Origin of the sequence: Bacillus marinisedimentorum (assembly GCF_001644195.2) — a bacterium.
Taxonomy (GTDB): domain Bacteria; phylum Bacillota; class Bacilli; order Bacillales; family Bacillaceae_O; genus Bacillus_BL; species Bacillus_BL marinisedimentorum.
The window spans coordinates 12,411-30,100 of sequence record NZ_LWBL02000049.1 but is presented as its reverse complement, the minus strand read 5'-3'; the positions used below and the strand labels follow the sequence as shown (position 1 = coordinate 30,100).

Annotated in this window: 18 protein-coding genes and 1 pseudogene; 5 read left to right on the top strand and 14 right to left on the bottom strand. The window is 46.9% G+C overall.

What is annotated here, in order from left to right; all coding sequences use genetic code 11:
• Positions 1-9: 9 nt before the first annotated feature.
• The 4 genes from A4U59_RS14765 to A4U59_RS14745 form a co-directional block, all read right to left on the bottom strand.
• Positions 10-384: a GNAT family N-acetyltransferase gene (locus A4U59_RS14765; protein ID WP_281183755.1), complete on the bottom strand. Its 375-nt coding sequence runs from the start codon at positions 382-384 to the stop codon at positions 10-12.
• Entirely contained in the window at positions 332-556 is a 225-nt protein-coding gene (locus tag A4U59_RS14760) for a hypothetical protein (RefSeq protein WP_070121243.1), read from the bottom strand. Before A4U59_RS14760 ends, A4U59_RS14765 begins: the two co-directional genes overlap by 53 nt.
• Before the next feature lie 62 nt (positions 557-618).
• Positions 619-957, bottom strand: a complete 339-nt coding sequence (locus tag A4U59_RS14755) for a hypothetical protein (RefSeq protein ID WP_070121242.1) — start codon at positions 955-957, stop codon at positions 619-621.
• Positions 958-1,428: 471 nt separating this feature from the next.
• Positions 1,429-2,592, bottom strand: a complete 1,164-nt coding sequence (locus A4U59_RS14745) for an iron-containing alcohol dehydrogenase (protein WP_070121240.1) — start codon at positions 2,590-2,592, stop codon at positions 1,429-1,431.
• 211 nt (positions 2,593-2,803) lie between these two features.
• Between A4U59_RS14745 and A4U59_RS14735 the strand changes: the two genes are divergently transcribed.
• A complete protein-coding gene (locus A4U59_RS14735; protein WP_070121238.1) occupies positions 2,804-3,034 on the top strand; it encodes a DUF378 domain-containing protein in 231 nt (76 codons plus the stop codon).
• A gap of 190 nt (positions 3,035-3,224) precedes the next feature.
• Here the strand turns inward: A4U59_RS14735 and yugI are convergent, their stop codons facing one another.
• The 3 genes from yugI to A4U59_RS14720 form a co-directional block, all read right to left on the bottom strand.
• Positions 3,225-3,596, bottom strand: coding sequence for a S1 domain-containing post-transcriptional regulator GSP13 (gene yugI, locus A4U59_RS14730; RefSeq protein WP_070121237.1), 372 nt, complete (start codon positions 3,594-3,596; stop codon positions 3,225-3,227).
• Between the two features lie 116 nt (positions 3,597-3,712).
• Positions 3,713-5,473, bottom strand: a complete 1,761-nt coding sequence (locus tag A4U59_RS14725; protein ID WP_070121236.1) for a hypothetical protein — start codon at positions 5,471-5,473, stop codon at positions 3,713-3,715.
• A complete protein-coding gene (locus A4U59_RS14720) occupies positions 5,466-6,023 on the bottom strand; it encodes an RNA polymerase sigma factor (protein ID WP_070121235.1) in 558 nt (185 codons plus the stop codon). The genes A4U59_RS14725 and A4U59_RS14720 overlap by 8 nt, the downstream gene beginning before the upstream one ends.
• A gap of 230 nt (positions 6,024-6,253) precedes the next feature.
• Here A4U59_RS14720 and A4U59_RS14715 point away from each other — a divergent pair, with 230 nt between their 5' ends.
• The 4 genes and pseudogenes from A4U59_RS14715 to A4U59_RS14705 all read left to right on the top strand — a co-directional run bounded on the left by A4U59_RS14715 (position 6,254) and on the right by A4U59_RS14705 (position 9,831).
• On the top strand, positions 6,254-7,600 hold the full coding sequence (locus tag A4U59_RS14715; RefSeq protein ID WP_070121234.1) for a sodium-dependent transporter: 1,347 nt from the start codon (positions 6,254-6,256) through the stop codon (positions 7,598-7,600).
• Between the two features lie 429 nt (positions 7,601-8,029).
• Complete coding sequence (locus A4U59_RS14710; protein WP_070121233.1) at positions 8,030-8,395, top strand: helix-turn-helix domain-containing protein; 366 nt, start codon at positions 8,030-8,032, stop codon at positions 8,393-8,395.
• A gap of 158 nt (positions 8,396-8,553) precedes the next feature.
• A pseudogene (locus A4U59_RS22600) lies at positions 8,554-8,874 on the top strand (hypothetical protein); the annotation flags it as partial.
• Positions 8,875-9,831 (top strand): methyl-accepting chemotaxis protein, encoded by a 957-nt coding sequence (locus A4U59_RS14705; protein ID WP_425388910.1) that lies wholly within the window; start codon positions 8,875-8,877, stop codon positions 9,829-9,831.
• A 730-nt stretch (positions 9,832-10,561) separates the two neighbouring features.
• Here the strand turns inward: A4U59_RS14705 and A4U59_RS14695 are convergent.
• The 7 genes from A4U59_RS14695 to A4U59_RS14660 all read right to left on the bottom strand — a co-directional run bounded on the left by A4U59_RS14695 (position 10,562) and on the right by A4U59_RS14660 (position 17,456).
• A complete protein-coding gene (locus A4U59_RS14695; protein ID WP_070121230.1) occupies positions 10,562-10,966 on the bottom strand; it encodes a VOC family protein in 405 nt (134 codons plus the stop codon).
• Between the two features lie 409 nt (positions 10,967-11,375).
• A complete protein-coding gene (locus A4U59_RS14690) occupies positions 11,376-12,569 on the bottom strand; it encodes an aminotransferase (RefSeq protein WP_070121229.1) in 1,194 nt (397 codons plus the stop codon).
• A complete protein-coding gene (locus A4U59_RS14685; RefSeq protein WP_106406348.1) occupies positions 12,566-13,060 on the bottom strand; it encodes an Lrp/AsnC family transcriptional regulator in 495 nt (164 codons plus the stop codon). Before A4U59_RS14685 ends, A4U59_RS14690 begins: the two co-directional genes overlap by 4 nt.
• A gap of 887 nt (positions 13,061-13,947) precedes the next feature.
• Complete coding sequence (locus A4U59_RS14675; RefSeq protein ID WP_070121226.1) at positions 13,948-14,301, bottom strand: DUF4363 family protein; 354 nt, start codon at positions 14,299-14,301, stop codon at positions 13,948-13,950.
• Positions 14,302-14,307: 6 nt separating this feature from the next.
• Positions 14,308-15,030 carry a DUF421 domain-containing protein gene (locus A4U59_RS14670; protein WP_211274945.1) on the bottom strand — a complete coding sequence of 241 codons (723 nt, stop codon included), beginning with the start codon at positions 15,028-15,030 and terminating at the stop codon, positions 14,308-14,310.
• 494 nt (positions 15,031-15,524) lie between these two features.
• Entirely contained in the window at positions 15,525-16,364 is an 840-nt protein-coding gene (locus A4U59_RS14665; protein WP_070121225.1) for a D-amino acid aminotransferase, read from the bottom strand.
• Positions 16,365-16,379: 15 nt separating this feature from the next.
• A complete protein-coding gene (locus A4U59_RS14660) occupies positions 16,380-17,456 on the bottom strand; it encodes a DmpA family aminopeptidase (protein ID WP_070121224.1) in 1,077 nt (358 codons plus the stop codon).
• Positions 17,457-17,690: the final 234 nt, after the last annotated feature.

Genomic DNA, 17,690 nt, shown 5'->3' with positions numbered 1-17,690 from the left:
ACTGCGGCTTTATCCGTTTATCATTTCCTTTTCGAGTGACAGGCTGGCATATGAGCTGTTTCCATACACCTTGTCACCGTGAAGGCCAATAATTTTATCAAACCCTGCTTTCGTCCAAAACCGGATAGCTCCCCAATTTTTCAGTGCAACAGCCAGCCCGATTCGCTGAAAGCCTGCTTTTTCCGCTTGGACAGTAAAAGCATTTATCACTTCGCGGCCATAACCTTTTCCTTGCTCACTTTTAACTACATAAAAAAATGTATTCCATACGGCCTTTTCATCCGGGTAACCGTGATAAGTGATGATGTAACCGATCATTTCCGAAGTCTCTTTAAATGGGCTGTATCTTGAAAAATTCTTTTGTTCCTCCAGGCGGCAGATCACCCTCAGTCAGATCCTTGTACATTTCATTTTTTTCTCTCTCATGATGACCATCATATTCGCCGATATAAGCCGTGCTTTCCCAGAGTGTCTGCAGCTTCTCCAGGTCTTCTTCCAATATCGCATCGCGGATTAACAATCGTTCTGTTTCCCAATAAGTGGCCAGCAGTTCCATCTTCTCCCCCCTGCATCTTAAAAAAATGGCTTCCGCACCAGTATCCGAAAAGAATTACTTACTTATTTTTCATGTGCCAGCTCTTCCTTGTTTATGTCTACACCTGCCGCCTGCCTTTCGAGCATCTCTGTAAGTCTAATCCTGAACTTGTCCTCCGCGTACCGGTCATTCAGGATTTTTTTGATCGATGCCTTGCCGATTTCCCGCCTGATGTTTTTGTCAATTTGAATGAGACGCCGATATTTCTCATTTGAATACAGTTCCTTGAACCAGTCTAGCTGCCTTAACTTGTCCGCATTTTTCTCGATTCGTTTCGTTGTTGGTTTCCCAAAGATAGCGTATGCGGCAAATTCCATTACAGCTGCAAGCAGATCTAGCACAACAGCCAGAAGTTCAGCCATGCTTTTTGGCCCTCCTTACGTAAAAATGGTATATATTCACTTTGTTTCTTGCTGTTTAATACGTTTGCGGAGGGAAAATGATTCAAGAAAATGAGTTGAGAATCATTTTTGTAACAAAACCAGCTTCTACTTTCTTTAAATTAAAAACATTGCCCTGCTTTCACTCCATACCTGCCCTTACTCACGCACAACACCCGGCAATTCACGCCAACCAATGCTAAAACTTACGAAGTGTACTGCTTTCACGCCGAACTGGCTATGTTTCAAGCGGATCAGCTGACTTTTCACGCGGAGTATCGGCTTTTTCACGCCAGAATTGACTCTTTTCACGCCGAACCCATGCTTTCACGCCATATAACTGGTATTTCGCGCCAAACAGGCGGCCTTCATGTCGGATATGCCCCGCCGCATCAGCTCCTCTTCACATATAAAAATCGGCAGGCCCACAAAAGGCCTGCCGCACTGTTATTTTTATAGAGAGCTCTTCAAAATCTCCATCACATCATCTTTGTTAAGCTTTTTAAAATTGCCGAATTCGCCGTTTGCCATTGCCTTTTCCGCAATGACATTAAGCTTCTCATCCCCGATTTCGTAATCGGCAAGGGTCTCCGGTGCACCGATGCTCGTCCAGAAAACGCGCAGTTTCTCAATGCCTTCAACGGCGATTTCGCGATCGTCTTTTCCGGCCGGATGGACATTGAATACACGTATGGCAAACTGCTTGAAGCGTTCCACATTCGTATCGAGCGCATGAATCATCCAGTTCGGGAACAGGATGGCCAGGCCGCCGGCATGAGGAATATCATACACCGCAGAGACAGCATGTTCAATGTTATGACTGGCCCAGTCGCCGCGGTAGCCCATTTGCAGCATGCCATTAAGGGCGATTGTGCCGGAGTACATAATTGTTTCCCGGTGCTCATAACTCTCGAGGTTATGAAGCAGCTTGGGCGCTGTTTCGATGACTGTCTTGAGTGTTGATTCACAAAGCCGGTCCTGAAGCGGCGTGTTTTTCACATTATGGAAATACTGCTCCATGATATGTGTCATCATATCGACGATACCGTAGATCGTCTGGTCTTTTGGTACCGTAAATGTATTTTCAGGATCAAGAATGGAGAATTGCGGGAAGGTGACAGGGCTTCCCCATCCGTACTTTTCCTGAGTCTCCCAGTTGGTGATGACAGAACCGGCGTTCATTTCGGAACCGGTCGCAGCCAGTGTAAGAACTGTGCCGAATGGAAGTGCCTCATTTGCAGGCGCCTTTTTGGTGACAAGATCCCAAACGTCGCCGTCATATTTGGCGCCGGCCGCAATTGCCTTTGTTGCGTCAATCGTACTTCCGCCGCCGACTGCAAGTAAAAATTCAATTTGTTCATTTTTGCAGATTTCCACGCCTTTTTGAACCGTTGTAAGACGGGGGTTCGGCTCAACGCCTGGAAGTTCATGTACTTCCGCGCCGATTTCATTCAGCATGTCCATGACATTATCGTAAATCCCGTTTCGCTTGATGCTCCCGCCGCCGTATACAAGCAAGACTTTTTTGCCGTAGTTCGGGACTTCGGTTTTAAGCTCCTCAACCTGGCCTTTCCCGAAAATAAGCTTAACAGGGTTATAAAACGTGAAATTATTCATACGTTTTGACTCCTCTCTCTTCCATTTTCAATCCATAGTATGGATGACTTTCGGAAAAAAATAAAGAATTTCGTATGCATCATGCATAATATTTACAGTTTGTCGGCAATCTATAAATGCATGTTCAAAAGGAAAGGATGTTACAGGCAGTTTCTGCTTCTTTTTGGACAGCTTTATTAAAAATCGGACAAGAAACAAAGGAGGAAATATCATGAGTACTTGGCAACGCATAGCACTTACTCTTGTTATCATCGGTGCAATTAACTGGGGACTTATCGGCTTTTTTCAATTTGACCTTGTCGCCTCTTTATTCGGCGGCCAGGATTCCGGACTGGCACGGATCGTCTACAGCCTTGTAGGACTTGCCGGACTGGGTGCGCTCTCCCTTCTATTCAAACCATCTGAAGAAGTGGAAACCGGCGCCGAACCGAACAAAGCGTAACAGCAGTGCCTTCGGCAGTGCCTGGCAATTGCCTCGCAATTGCCAGGCACTTTTTTCTCGCTTATTTCTTTCAGATCCACAAAGTTCGTCCATTTGCACAATCAGACACCGTGCTAATTGCCGCCGGTTTGTTTGTGTGTTGTGACTTCATGCAAAAAAACAGCCTGCTGCTTTCGCAGAGGCTGTTTTTTCACTTCTTCATATCGGATTGTTCGATCCACTCTTCAAGCTTGTCTTTCAGAGTGTTGAAGCCTTTAGGGGCTTCTTCTGTTTGCTGTTTCGGAATTTTGCGTTCAGGTTTTTTGTCTTCTTTTGGCGGTTCCTCGGTCGCCCGGATGGAAAGCCCGATTTTTCCGGATGCTTCATCCACAGAAATGATCTTGACCGTGACAGTATCACCAACGGAAAGATGTTCGTTTACATCTTTCACGAATCCGTGCGTGATTTCTGAAATATGGACCAATCCCTGTGTATTTCCGTCAAGTGCGACAAAGGCACCATATGGTTGAATTCCGGTTACTTTACCTTCAACAATACTTCCGACATTAAATTTTTCAGACATGGAAACACTCCCGACTATACTTTTTCGCGCATTTAGGAATTATACCACATAATGCTTCCATTTTCAAAAGAAAATCAACAAACCGGCTGGCCGCTTCTGGCCAGCCGGATTTCCAATCACGGGCTCCCGACGTTAATAACCTCCATCGGCTGATACGGAATCCGCCATACCCCCTGTTCATTTCGCACGGTGGTGAATACTCTTTTCACATCAGCGTACTGGCCCTCAAAGGTAAAGACCATGGTCTTTTCATCGCTTTTCTCAGCCCTGACCGTGTGAATTTCGCTGATTAGCTTTCTGTAGTCTTCCGCCGCTTCCAGTTCCTCCATGAAAACCTCTTGTGAAGGTGTCCCATCATCCTGCAGCAGCAGCTTATATTGCGTATCAGCATCGCTGTTTTGCCCGGCTTCAATATAAAGTTTCATCACATCATAAGGCGAAAGATCTTTAAGCAGTCCGTTCACCTGTTCGGCACTTTCCGCCCCCTTCAGTCCATCGTAGATTGACGGAAGCTCCCCTGATAACTGGAGCGGTTTCTTTCCGTAAAAGTCTGTTGAACTGTCCTTCCCGTTCACCAGCTCAGGCCAGTTGACGGTGTAACCAGCAACTGCATCGGTCCGTTTGAAGTCGTGTTTCTTCAACAGCTCATAATAACTCTTCACAATCGGATAGGTTTCCGTATCCCGATGCACCTTCATAAACCGCTCGAAGCTCGCTTTTACATCGTGTTTCAAAAAGCCTTCCTCATTAAAAGCGGGACTGTTGTCGATTCCAAACAGGTAGGCGTTCACCATATACTTGTATTCTTGATAAATCTCAACCGACTTGTCAAAATTCGGGTGTTGCAGCAAGAACAGTTCCGTTTCGGTAATTCGTTCGCTCAACTTATCCCAGCCGCCGAGAACATACGCATCACTCGCCCACTCCAGCGCAGGCTGCAGATCAATATACGCGTTCAGCGCTTCCGGCAGCCTGTCACCGAACAGTTTAATATGCTTTGGATAATCAATTTCAAGCTGCAGCATACCTTCTGAATCCATCACGAAACGGTATCCATTATCCAGAACAAACTGCGCTTCGGCTCCAGCTGCCTTATTCTCAGGGTGGACCCCTCGATTCAGTGAATCAACAACCGCCTTGCTTAATACCTTTAGCTTGCTCTTTTCCTTAAATCGCTCAAGCGTGAGTTTCTGCAATTCCTCCTGCTTACTCAGTAAGTCGGCGAACGACGCTTCAAACTCGCCCTGCGACATGCTGCCTTGCTTTTCTTTAAGCTCATTCAGCGCTTGCGCCGGCGTGCTCAACTGCCAGCTGATCCGGTCAGCCGCCGCATTGAACGCCGCTGCCATATCTTCCTTCGTCTTAAAGCCGGTCTCGGAAAAATACGTCAGTTCCGATTTGGCCTTTTGCACAAAAACAAATTGTTCCAGCATGACATCGGTATCCAATTGTTCAGCCAGATTCGTAAGTTCTCTTTCATACAGTGTTTCCAGCCTTTCGAGCGCTTCTTCCTTGTCTTCCTCTGTGACGGCAGACGAATCGCCTGTCAGGCTGTACTCCCCGTCCCTATTTGTTTCCCCATCTGCGGAGGGATTGTTTTCAACTTTGCTTTCCTGCGGCATGTTGCTTTCCGGCGCGTTTTCAGCCCGCTCATCCATGCCCCCGCTGAGCATTTGCGCGGCCAGAACGCCGGCTATCAACAGGACGCCGATAAAGCTTGCCGCAGCAGTCCACGCTGACCAGTTCCGTTTCGGTTTTGGCGGTTTTTCCTTTTCCTTGATATGATCCATAATGCTGTCTGATGATGTCACAGATGGCATGCTCCTGTATGATTTCTTCAGCCTTTCAAGGCGCTTTTCCAAATATTCTTCACCCATGGTAGCCGCCCTCCTTCCGCTCTTCTTCTTCAAATGCGGCCTTCAACAGTTTTTTCGCCCGCAGAAGCCTCGTCTTTACGGTCGATAACGTGAGTTCCATTATTTCCGCGATTTCATCATATTTTTTATCGTGAAAGTAATACAGCACCAGTGGTATCCGATATTTTTCATCCAGCTTTTGAATGCAAATATGCAAGATATGGTCTTCTTCATGCTGAAGAACCTGATGTTCAGTCGGCGCATAGGTTTCCTGCCGCTCCTGCTTGAGCTTGATCACTTTCCGTGTGTCTGACGAGCGCTTGCGGGCAGCATCGCGCGTCACATTTAACGTGATTTTGTACAGCCAGGTCGTGAACTTGGCGCTGTGATATTGATCCAGGAAGCGGTACACACGCAGAAACACCTCCTGGGTGACATCCTCCACCTCTCCCGGACGGTTGCCGAGCTGATAGGCAAACCGCTCGACTACCGGCAAATAAAGATCAACCAGCTCGCGAAACGCATTCATATCCTGATTCTTCGCTTTCTCGATTAATTCCATTTCTTCCATAGCGCGCCTGCCCCCCTTTTTTCACTTATATAACGCAGCCAGAAAAAAGAATGTTGCAAAAAACTTTTCTTGCAAAATAATTCGGGCACTCTAATCAGCACACCAATTTTCCCATTATTTTCTTAACCCATCTTATGCCATATCCCTCTTTCCATCATACTATTGACATGCATTGGCACGCACTATATAGTAAGAAAAATCAGACGCTTACTTATGATTTGGAGGCTATTATGAAAAAACACGAACAATGGACATCTAAACTAGGATTTATACTGGCGGCAGCCGGGTCTGCCATCGGTCTTGGTGCGATTTGGAAATTCCCATATATGACCGGAGCGAATGGGGGCGGCGCTTTTTTACTGTTGTTTCTTCTTTTTACCGTGTTAATCGGAGCGCCGATGCTGCTGGCGGAGTTCATCATCGGCAGAAACACCCAAAAGGATGCCGTTTCTTCCTACCGAAGCATTGATCCGGACGGCAAATGGCACTATATCGGATATATCGGCATCTTAACGTCCCTATTGATTCTTTCGTTCTACAGCGTGGCGGGCGGCTGGATTTTATCTTATCTGATTCGGGCGTTGACCGGCAGCACGGCTGGACTCACGAGCAGTGAGTATGATGCCCTGTTCGGCACCATCATTTCAAATCCAGCGGAGTCACTCACCGCGCAGTTCATTTTTCTGGCATTGACTGTATTTGTTGTTGCGGGCGGAATAAAAGACGGCATCGAAAAGGCAAGCAAACTGATGATGCCGTCCCTTTTCATCCTGTTCATCATCCTCGCTGTCCGTTCCCTTACACTTGACGGTGCTGCCGAAGGATTGAACTTTTTCCTTATGCCTGACTGGAATGACGTCAGCGGCGAAACGGCTATCATGGCGCTCGGGCAGGCATTTTTCGCCCTCAGTGTCGGCGTTTCGGTAATGGTCACGTACAGCTCTTATCTGGGCAAAAACGAATCCCTGACCCGGTCAGTTACCTCGGTTGTCAGCATGAATATTTTAATTTCGCTGCTGGCGGGTCTTGTTATCTTCCCAGCTGTTTTTACATTCGGATTCGAACCGGGTGAAGGACCGGGACTCGTATTTGTCGTTCTGCCGGCTGTTTTCAACGAACTGGCTTTTGGAAACATCTTTTTCCTGCTGTTTCTCGTTTTGCTTTTGTTCGCGACATTGACTTCCGCATTTTCGATTCTGGAAATCCTCGTATCGGCTGTTGCAAAAAATGACAGGGCAAAACGGAAAAAGTGGGCATGGCTTGGCGGCCTGATCGTCTTCATTGCAGGCATTCCTTCCAATCTGTCAAACGGGGTCCTTGCTGATGTGATGATTTTCGGCAAAACCGTTTTTGACCTGATTGATTATATTACCTCCAATATCTTACTCCCGACCGGCGGACTGCTTATTGCCCTTTTCATTGCATTTAAGATGAAAAAACCTGTGTTGGAGCAGGAATTCCATGCCGGAAACGCCAGGCCAATGGACTGGACATTCACTGTCTGGTATATGCTCATCCGTTTTGTCGTCCCGGCTGCCATCGTTCTTATTTTCCTGAATGTATTGGGTGTTTTTTAGCGGATATTTTAGATAAAGAAAAAATGTAACTGGTTCGATTCTCGAGTACAAAATAATAAACAGCACACCAAATAGCAGTCCAATTCGCAATACTATTGGGCTGCTTATTTTTATTGATATAAAAGGGGAACGAGAAAGGTTATGGAAATAACGGAAGCTCTTTTTTATTGAATGGCTCTGTTAAACGTTAGTGTTGATTTCCGTTGCAGGTACTCGCTTTCACCAAGGGGCACAATGTCGCAATCCGTTCCTGCTCCCCTCCGGTCGCATTCACGGTGGCTTCCTTGCCGCCGGGCGGGTGGCATCTTCCCTTTTATTGGAACAACGATACTCAAAAATTGTTCAAAAAGGAATAAGCATGTGAAGCACTTAACATGATATAGTAAATAGTGTAGACAGCTTTGAATCATATGAAAGGGAGGATCACACATGAGTGTAGGTGCCAACATCAGACTGAACCGCGAGAACTGCAAGATGTCGGTCGAAGAGCTTGCGCTTAAAACACGCCTTGGCTGCAGAACAATTGAAAAATACGAATCCGGGGAACAGCTCCCGGATCTTCAAACGATTTTAAAAATCTCAACTGTGCTTGATGTACCGGCAAGCGAACTTTTAGAAAAGGAAGAACCTCAGGAAAATGCGGATATCGATCCGGAAATCGTACAACTCGTAAAATCCCTTGGCACGAAACGGGCAAAATTGTTGCTGCGCAAGGCCACCGAATTTTCAGAAGAAGATTTACTGCATGTTATGCAAATGCTTTATGAAATTAAATATACGAATCATAAAGCATAGCCTTTCGCCTTTCTATAGGCTTTTTTTTGGGCAGGCGGATACCCCGCCCTGTTTTAAGATGAGGATAAGCCTCCACCATGAAGACCAGCAATGCACTTGTCCAACTCCTGAGATCAGCCAACCATTCCACTTAAAAGGAGTTAACTGCCTTGGAGTCAATGATGCAGAAACTTTGCTCTCCTGTCATTAACATTTTGAATCAGTTTTCCTTCAAAGTAAAAATTGCAGGAATGGCAATCGTCTTTTTATCGCCTATTTTGGCGGGGGCCGCTTGGTTCAACCATCCGTTATTGTGGGGTACCGCCCTTATTTTAGTTGTCATACTTGCATATGCGGCGGTCGGCTTCTATTTTTCCATTTTGGAGACCGTCGGTAAAATTGAAACAGGCACGAAAAAAATGGCATCCGGAGATCTTAGAGAAGGGTTCTCGGTCCACACAAAGGATGAAACCAGCCAAATCGCCATTTCGCTCAATTCAATGACCGATTCATTCAGCTCCATGATTGCAAAAAACCAGGAGCTTTCCTGGGAACTGACATCCTCATTCAATTCCTTTTTGAAAGAAGTTGACGACGCAAAGTCGTTCACTGGACAAATCAACGAAATCATTAACCAGATTACTGAAGGCGCCAAGTTCCAGCAAGTCCAGGCAAACGAAAGCTCAGCAGCGATCCAGCAATTAAGCGCAGGCGTCCAGAGGATGGCCGACAGCGCCGGATCACTGGCGGAGAATTCCATCACCAGCAACAGAATCGCCCTTGATGGCAGCAGTTCCATGGAACAGGTAGTATCTCAAATGAACGAGATCCATCTGTCTGCTGATGAAACACGCACTCTCCTAAAGATGCTGGCTGAACACTCTCTTAAGATCGATACAATGGTCAAATCCATTTTTGACATTGCTTCGCAAACGAATTTGCTTGCTTTAAATGCCCAAATCGAGGCCGCACGGGCCGGTGAGTCCGGATTAGGCTTCGCTGTTGTCGCCCAGGAAGTGAGGAAACTTGCCGACCAATCCAGTAAAGCTGCCGAGGAGATAAGCGAACTAATCGGACAGATCAAAGATGACTCAGGAAGCGCTGTTTCAAAAATGGAAGAAGTCCACCATCAAGTTGAGGACGGCATGGAAAAAGTCAGACAGACAAGCAGGTCATTAGCCGAGATCCTTCATTCGTCAGAACGTGTAGCAGCGGAAGCACAGGAAATTTCCGCGATCACCGAAGAAATGGCGGCAGCTTCCGAGGAGATTTCAGGCTCTTTAATGCAAATGAAAGAATTTGCGGCAGAGTCAGCTGATGATACAACGACAATCTCTTTTCTATCCGAGCGCCAGTACACAAGGATTGAAAATATTTTCAATGCATTTAGCCATCTGCAAAGTCTGACAGAGCAGATGGATCAGCGAATCAAACAATTCACAATCAAAAAAAAGTGAGTTTCCATGTTTACTTACAGGGCAAACAGGTAATACTGATGATGAAGCTTTCTATTATCCCCCCCTTTTTTTATATTTGCTGGCAGGCCTGGAAATGGTTTTGCCTTTTTTTTTGTGCTTTTTTCGACCGCTCCGTAATATATAAATTGCATTTTATATGATAAAAATCATAATCACGTTAATGGCTACGATAGTCAAAAGTAGACCCAGTACAAGTTTCTTAACGGTAAATTTCATACTTCCGTTTTGTACTCCTCTGTATACTAAAAATGATAATAACAGCAAGAGTACTATATTTAGCGCCGGCGCTACATCATCTCTCTTCCTTCTACTGTATTGCTGCCTATTTAAAATGCATTCCTTCTCCACCATCAGAGCACTGTTTTTTTTCCTGAAGGCTCTGTTAAACACTAGTTGATTTCCGTTGCAGGCACCCGCTTTCACCCAGGGGCACAAGGGCGACATCTGTTCCTGCTTCCCTTTTCGGTCGCACTCACAGTGTCTTCTTTTCTGCGAGGCGGGCGGTGAGCCTCGCTATCGCTCTTGCGGGGTCTCACCTGTCCCGCTAGTCCCGCAGGACGTTGAATGAGCTTCTTTGAAAAGACTCCGCACCAAGAAAATTGGTTTTTATTTTCGAAGAGTCTCTCATCTTCCACTCCAATCAACTAGTGTAAAAAAATACATTGAGCTTTAACGCAGCCTTTATCTTAAATTCTGAAGTCGTTTCCCTTCACCTCAAATGCTCATATTCCTCTTTTTCATAGAGGCCGGGAAGGTATGCTTCAAGCACATTTCCATCCAGGTCTTTAAATTTAAAATGGGCTTTGCCGCCGCCTTTTACGATTTCGACTTCCTTTTCCTCAAGTGTTTCTTTGCACGTTTCAGCGTACTCAGGTGTGATCGCGAAAACTGGATGAGTTCCTATTGATGAATGATCCGGATAAGGCAAACGGTGATCTCCCGGTACTTCAATCAAACAGATAACAGTGGACTCGGATGAAGGAAAGTTCAGCATGACTGTGCTTCCGTAATCGCTTAAAGTCTCCACTCCTAATATTTCCTCATACCACTTGCTGGAGCGTTTGATGTCTTTCACCCATATATTGATTTGATGAACTTCTGTGAATAAACTCATGTTTTTTCTCCTTTCCCAACTGCATATCGGCTGTCATACCTTCTTCGATAATTGGAAGTTATCTTCCTGCCGTGTATTAGTTGTCCCCTTACAATTTGTCCCCTTGCCGACTGGCAAGCCTTCAGGCGGTTACAAAGTCGAGGTGGCCCTTATCAATATTCATGCTCACAATCTATGGTTTCATATACCGGAACCAAAGCGCAAGGCGACTGCTTAGCGGCGAACAAATAAGTGCGGGGCCCGCTTGAAGGTGATTTTTCCTTTCCGAGGTGATTAATGGTTATGACGATAGCCATTGGCGCCTGGAACTGAATAACTCCTTTCTGGCTTTTTATATAACAAGAAAGTTTTATAATTTTTTTGCCAATAAAAGAACCAGCCCTATACAGGCTGGCTTTTTATCGTTCTGTTAACCATTAGAAGCTTTCGGCACAATCAACCGGTTCGCTTTAATGAAACGCTCCATCCGTCTGACGGCTTCCTGCAGATTTTCCATGGACGAAGCATAAGAGCAGCGGATATGCCCCTCTCCTCCGGCACCGAATACACTGCCGGGAACAACAGCAACCTTTTCCTCCATCAAGAGCCGCTCGGCAAATTCTTCTGAGCTGAGGCCGGTTGCCTTGACGGACGGGAATGCGTAAAACGCTCCCCCGGGATGATGGCAGGAAAGGCCGATTTCATTGAGCGATTGGACAAAGTAATTTCGGCGTCTTCGATAGCTTGTGCGCATTTTTTCAACGTCCTTCATGCCATTCTTGAGCGCCTCGAGCGCACCATATTGCGCCATTGTCGGGGCACACATCATCGCATATTGATGGATTTTCAGCATCTGCTGGAGAATCGGCTCCGGAGCTGCCGCGTACCCGAGCCGCCACCCGGTCATGGCAAATCCTTTTGAAAAGCCGTTGATCACAATTGTCCGCTCTCTCATTCCATCAATTGCCGCAAAGCTGGTATACGGTTCGTCATAGCTGAGCTCGGCATAAATTTCATCGGAAATGACGAGCAAATCGTGCTTTTTCACAATTTTCGCGATGGCTTCCAATTCTTCAGCTGACAGCACAGATCCGGTCGGATTGTTCGGTGAACAGAGCAGCAGTGCTTTCGTATTGGGGGTGACGACCTTTTCGATCTGCTCCGGCTGCAGTTTAAAGTCGTCCTTCGCCGCCGTGGCAATCGGCACCGCTTTGCCGCCTGTAAGTTCGACGAGCGGAGAGTATGCAACGAAGCTCGGTTCGACGACAATCACTTCTTCACCAGGGTTTACGGCAGCGCGCATGGCAAGATCGATGGCCTGGCTTGCACCTACCGTTACGAGAATTTCTTTGTCCGGTTTATAGCCGACACCGAATCGGCCCATCATATATGAGGCAATTTCTTCACGCAGCTCCATCAGCCCGGCATTGGATGTATAAGATGTGTAGCCTTCTTCAAGCGATAGGATGCTCGCTTCCCGGACATTCCATGAGGTGACAAAGTCCGGTTCCCCGACACCCAGGGAAATGACATCATCCATATTGGCAGCAAGGTCAAAAAACTTCCTGATGCCAGACGGCTTCAGCCGCTGGACATAGTCCGATAAAAAACGTTCTGCTGTCATGGGGACACCACAATTCGTCTGTCTTTGTCGTTGCTGTCAAAAATGGTGCCGTCATGCTTATATTTTTTCAAAATGAAGTGAGTGGTTGTCGAGATAACTGAATCAAGAGTGGAAAGCTTCTCTGATACGAACAGCCCCACTTCGGAAACTGACTTCCCTGCAACGACGACAGAAAGATCGTAAGCTCCCGACATGAGATACACAGACTGCACTTCAGGATACCGGTAAATCCGCTTGGCGATATCATCAAATCCCACTTCGCGCTTAGGGGTCACTTTGACATCGATCATGGCGGTAACACCTTCCTCGATTCCGGTATTGCGCCAGTTGATGACCGTATTGTATCCTGCAATCACGTTGTCATTTTCCAGTTTTTGAATAATTTCTTCAGTTTCTTCTTGCGAAATCCCGATCATTTTTGCGATGGTCTCGGTCGATAGCCGTGCATCGTCATCCAGACAACGCAGGACTTCAAGTTCTTTTTCGTTCATGGTGCCCCTCCGTCTCGTGAATTTTCCCATTATTATAACAAAATAAAATCATGTTGGCTGTAAAAAAGTATAGATTTTTGAAGTTTGCCTCCATCATCCCTTCCCTTCTCTATATCTATGCAAACTGTTCCGGCATCAATAAATGGGAAATCTTTCAGGCGGGTGAGAGAGGTGGCAGGGGAATATCTTTGCTTTTAAACTGGAAGACGGTCAACATCGCGGAACCGCCAGGCTTGGGCCCAGCATTTCAAGGAAGCTTTTTTAACACTCTGTAGAGAAAGATGTTTCGCACTGGGTAAAATCAATGGGGGCAGGATTATATGGCAGGAAGCCGCGTCTATAATCAGCGGATTAACTAAGTGCAGGCACGCGAGATTCGGTCTCGTGCCTATAATCAGTAGATTAACTTATATACAGGCACGCGTGAATCGTTCTCGTGCCTATAATCAGTGGACTCACTTAAATACAGGCACGCGAAACTCGGTCTCGTGCCTATAATCAGTGGACTCACTTAAATACAGGCACGCGAAACTCGGTCTCGTGCCTATAATCAGTAGACTCACTTAAATACAGGCACGCGAAACTCGGTCTCGTGCCTATAATCAGTAGACTCACTTAATACAGGCACGCGTGAATCGTTCTCGTGCCTATAATCAGTGGATTCCATCATTTATAAGCACGGGAAGTGGGGGGCGTGCCTATATTGTTGCCCACCCCTCATTTATAGGCATGGGAAGCGGGGATGCGTGCCTATTATCAACGAAATAATCAAAGTACAGCCAACCAATGAGCAGCTATCACGACCCTAAAAATTAGTGGCTTTATTCAAGCGCTCGGCAACACATAAGAACTCCTGAAGTCGCGATTTCCTAGATCGGATTTTGATCTCATTTCCCAAGCTCTTCCCACAACAAATAAAATGTTTCCGTTTCAGCCAGTGCTCCCGCCCGGTCCTCCGCTTTAATATTACCTTTCAGGCGCGCCAATGTGACCCCAATGTCATACATGTACTGCCTTTCCACACTGAACTGAACCCGGTTTGCAACCTTATCCCATGCTTTTTCAGCTTTCTTCAAATTCCTGGACGCTTCTTCCCAGTCCTTCTTTTCAATTGCCAGTTCGGTTTGCCGGACCGCCTCTTCCACCCGGTCATGTTCTCCGAATGGTTCCTTCAGCCAGCCGCCGCTTGCTAGGAACAGGGCGCTGCCAATCAGAACGATGATCGGTATCACCTTGTACATCTCCGCTCACTCCCGTCCATCATAGTCAGATTGCCCGTCCAGTTCATCCTCATAACGGTCAATATACAGTGTGCCGTCTGGCAAAAGGGCAGCATAGGATACTTCTTTCACATCATCGACTCCGAGCTGGTGAAGCTGCTCATTAAGCCATTGCTCATCCTTATTTCGTTCCTTCAAGTTCTCCTTAAGAAGCCGGCCATCAAACACCACTTCTGTCGTAAGCTCCATTTTTCTCGTGAAGAAACGGTAGTCACGCGGAGTAAGGGGCCGGAAATCCTCCCGCGGCATGACGGATAGATGCCCATTTGGTTCAAGTAACGCATACTCAGCATGGGTAATATCAAAAAAGCCTTTCTGGCGGAGCAAAACCATCAACTCATCCTTTTTCACCCGCATTTTTGCCAGATTCTCTTCTAATATTTTGCCTTTCTCGATGACGATCGTCGGTTCCGAATCAATGATTTTGGACAGCTTCCTGCTTTTAATGGTAATGATTTGCATGAGAAAGGCGATGAAGACAAATGTGCTGAGCCCGACAAAATGCAGCCATGCCCTTGTGCCAAGGTCAGTAGCGAGCGAAGCAGCCATGGACCCGATTGTGATTCCATTTATGTAATCAAAGAAAGATAGATTGCCGACCTGCTGTTTGCCGAGCATCCTTGTGAAGATCAATAGTGTGAAAAACGTAATGGCGGCACGCACAGCAGCCACGAGGGTTTCCTCCATCATTGGGCTTCCCTCCAATTTTTGCTTACCTTTCCTTAATTTGCAGTGATGGGTACGGTTTTATTCATTAAGAAGGTTTCATTCCGCCAAATGGATGAAGTTGCTGGCAATTTCAGTATTATACCCGCGAAGAATTCCGATCCGCCGGATATCCTTCAAGATTAGATCACGGTGAGCTGTTGGATGTTACTGTCCCATTTTTTGACTGACGAGTTCCTGCATTTTACTGTCCAATTCTTCAACTTCACTTCATACCACGCCCTCAAGGCCAGGCCACAGAACAAAAGCGTAAGGCGCCCGCTTAGCAGCGTACGCATAAGCGGGGACACCTGCAGGGAGACGGTCTTTCCTCCCAGAGGGGATCACCGCTTATGACGGTAGCCGCTGGCGCCTGGAGCTGGATGATTCCCTTCTGGCTTTTTATCCACAACGCAAACATTTTATAATTTCCTTAACCACAAAAAACACCGACTCAACAGCCGGTGCCTCATTAGTCGTTATTCTGATTGATATAGATCTTTATAAGCTCTGTGAATCTTCTGCGTAATGCCATACTCTTCCGGATGCTGAAGCGGCAGGTCACCGATTCTGCTTACCGGCATCACTTCAAGTGTGGTGCTGGTAAGGAAGACTTCGTCGGCATTCATCATCTCTTCCGGGGTGAAATCTGTCTCTTTAACCGGGATATCAAGATCATGGCAAATATCAAGGACCATCTCCCGGGTAATGCCGTGTAAAATCCGATGGGTTGCAGGCGTGGTCAAGACCATTCCGCCGGAGACGATGAACACATTTGTGCTTGACCCTTCGGTTATAAAACCGCCCTTGATGAAAACCGCCTCATCGTATCCTTCCCGCATTGCCGCCTGTTTGGCCATGATATTCGGAAGCAGGTTCAGCGATTTGATGTAGCAGTTTTTCCATCTTTCATCTTCATGGAGAAGAACGCTCGCGCCACTATTGTATAGCTCCTGGTCAATTGTCCGCACCTTGCGCACGGTCATCGCCATCACCGCTTTTACGTCCGGGAACGGATGGCTGCGCGGTGCGATTCCCCTTGTGATTTGCAAGTAGATTTCCGCTTCCTTCAGCTGCGATTTTTTCAGGCCGTCAAGGATGATGTCTTCAATCCGTGAGCGGCGGTATGGAAGTTCAAGTTGAATTGCCGAAGCGCTTTTTTCCAGCCGGTCAAGATGTTCCTCCATCAAAAACGGCACACCGTTATACACCCGGATGACTTCATAGACGCCGTCGCCAAACTGATGCCCCCGCTCCTGAATCGGGACTACACGTTTGTTGATCGGGATGAATTCACCATTGTAAAAACCAATTTCCACCGTTATCCCCCCTTTTTATAAAAGCCTATGTATGAACTCATTGAGCGAGTACAGCTTGTTCCCGTTGCGGCCTGTGACCGTCTCAGCAGTTATCATGCTATTCAGGATCGCCTCCTCAACCGCTTCCGCTGCCGCCCTGAATGCCGGATCAAGGTCCTGATCATTTATGCCGGATTGAGGCTGGTGCAGGACATCCCTTGCAGTTGAAAAAGCGAGGACAATGTCACCGCTGCCGTGCCCGATGTAGGAACCGATCCGGCTCAGCCCGACACCGGCCCTGCGGCCGAGCCGTTTCAACTGGCGTGAAGAGAGCGGCAGGTCTGTCGCCATAATGATCATGATCGAGCCATCGTCCTTTTCTGCTCCAGGTGCTGCACCGTTTCCATATTCTTTTTCAAGCATCGGAACAAGCTTGTCTCCGACACCCTTTCCGTTCAGCCGCAAATCCTGGGGAAGGCCGAAGTTGGAAACGACGAGAATGCCGACCGTATAAGCTGATCCGCCGATTTCCGCAATCCTGGATGAGGTGCCGACACCGCCCTTCAAGCCGAAACAGGCCATTCCTGCGCCAGCACCGACTGCACCCTCTTCGGGTTTTTTACCCGTATTGCCAAGCGCTGAAAACACGTCTTTTTTCGTTACAGCCTTTGCCCGGATATCGTTCAGGAACATGTCGTTGCACTCACCGACAACCGGATTCACCGTACCGACACGAACAGCGGGCCCGTCCTCGGTCCGGCCGATTTCTTCTGTCTGTTCGAGCATATAATCGATCAATGCATCTGCACACAACCCGATACTGAGTGTGTTTGTCAGCAAAATCGGCGTCTCGATTGTTCCAAGCTCTTCAATTTGAATGGTTCCCATCGTTTTTCCAAAACCGTTCAGCACAACTGCAGCCGCAGGCACTTTTTCCCGGAAAGTGTTGCCGCCGTGCGGTTTGATTGCCGTTACGCCTGTATGGATATCCCCGTCATGGATGGTCGCATGCCCAACCGTGACTCCCTCGATATCCGTTATCGAATTCAGGCTGCCCCGCTTAAGCGTGCCGATTTCAATCCCGTAATCTCTGATTCTCTTCTTGCCGGTCATCTCTTCCCCCCTCCGCTTTCATGCTTTATCATAAGTATAATGGGTATAAAATGATGAGAACATGAAAAAGCATCCGAAAAAAATTAAATTTTACAATAATTTTGTTTACGGGGTATTATTTCCCGTAAGTTTTTGAAGAATAAAAAAATCTTCTTATTTCTAAATCTTAAATGGCACTTTTTCTTAACTTTTGCGGCAAGATAAGGAAAGCCATATTCTAAACGAATCAATTGA

What these genes read in the sequence shown, in the direction of transcription:
- A4U59_RS14705 (WP_425388910.1), top strand. Translation starts at nt 8,875, where the DNA reads ATGACCGATTCATTCAGCTCCATGATTGCAAAAAACCAGGAGCTTTCC.
- A4U59_RS14675 (WP_070121226.1), bottom strand. Translation starts at nt 14,301, where the DNA reads ATGTACAAGGTGATACCGATCATCGTTCTGATTGGCAGCGCCCTGTTC.
- yugI (WP_070121237.1), bottom strand. Translation starts at nt 3,596, where the DNA reads ATGTCTGAAAAATTTAATGTCGGAAGTATTGTTGAAGGTAAAGTAACC.
- A4U59_RS14690 (WP_070121229.1), bottom strand. Translation starts at nt 12,569, where the DNA reads ATGACAGCAGAACGTTTTTTATCGGACTATGTCCAGCGGCTGAAGCCG.
- A4U59_RS14710 (WP_070121233.1), top strand. Translation starts at nt 8,030, where the DNA reads ATGAGTGTAGGTGCCAACATCAGACTGAACCGCGAGAACTGCAAGATG.
- A4U59_RS14695 (WP_070121230.1), bottom strand. Translation starts at nt 10,966, where the DNA reads ATGAGTTTATTCACAGAAGTTCATCAAATCAATATATGGGTGAAAGAC.
- A4U59_RS14760 (WP_070121243.1), bottom strand. Translation starts at nt 556, where the DNA reads ATGGAACTGCTGGCCACTTATTGGGAAACAGAACGATTGTTAATCCGC.
- A4U59_RS14755 (WP_070121242.1), bottom strand. Translation starts at nt 957, where the DNA reads ATGGCTGAACTTCTGGCTGTTGTGCTAGATCTGCTTGCAGCTGTAATG.
- A4U59_RS14670 (WP_211274945.1), bottom strand. Translation starts at nt 15,030, where the DNA reads ATGATGGAGGAAACCCTCGTGGCTGCTGTGCGTGCCGCCATTACGTTT.
- A4U59_RS14745 (WP_070121240.1), bottom strand. Translation starts at nt 2,592, where the DNA reads ATGAATAATTTCACGTTTTATAACCCTGTTAAGCTTATTTTCGGGAAA.
- A4U59_RS14715 (WP_070121234.1), top strand. Translation starts at nt 6,254, where the DNA reads ATGAAAAAACACGAACAATGGACATCTAAACTAGGATTTATACTGGCG.
- A4U59_RS14735 (WP_070121238.1), top strand. Translation starts at nt 2,804, where the DNA reads ATGAGTACTTGGCAACGCATAGCACTTACTCTTGTTATCATCGGTGCA.
- A4U59_RS14720 (WP_070121235.1), bottom strand. Translation starts at nt 6,023, where the DNA reads ATGGAAGAAATGGAATTAATCGAGAAAGCGAAGAATCAGGATATGAAT.
- A4U59_RS14660 (WP_070121224.1), bottom strand. Translation starts at nt 17,456, where the DNA reads ATGACCGGCAAGAAGAGAATCAGAGATTACGGGATTGAAATCGGCACG.
- A4U59_RS14725 (WP_070121236.1), bottom strand. Translation starts at nt 5,473, where the DNA reads ATGGGTGAAGAATATTTGGAAAAGCGCCTTGAAAGGCTGAAGAAATCA.
- A4U59_RS14685 (WP_106406348.1), bottom strand. Translation starts at nt 13,060, where the DNA reads ATGAACGAAAAAGAACTTGAAGTCCTGCGTTGTCTGGATGACGATGCA.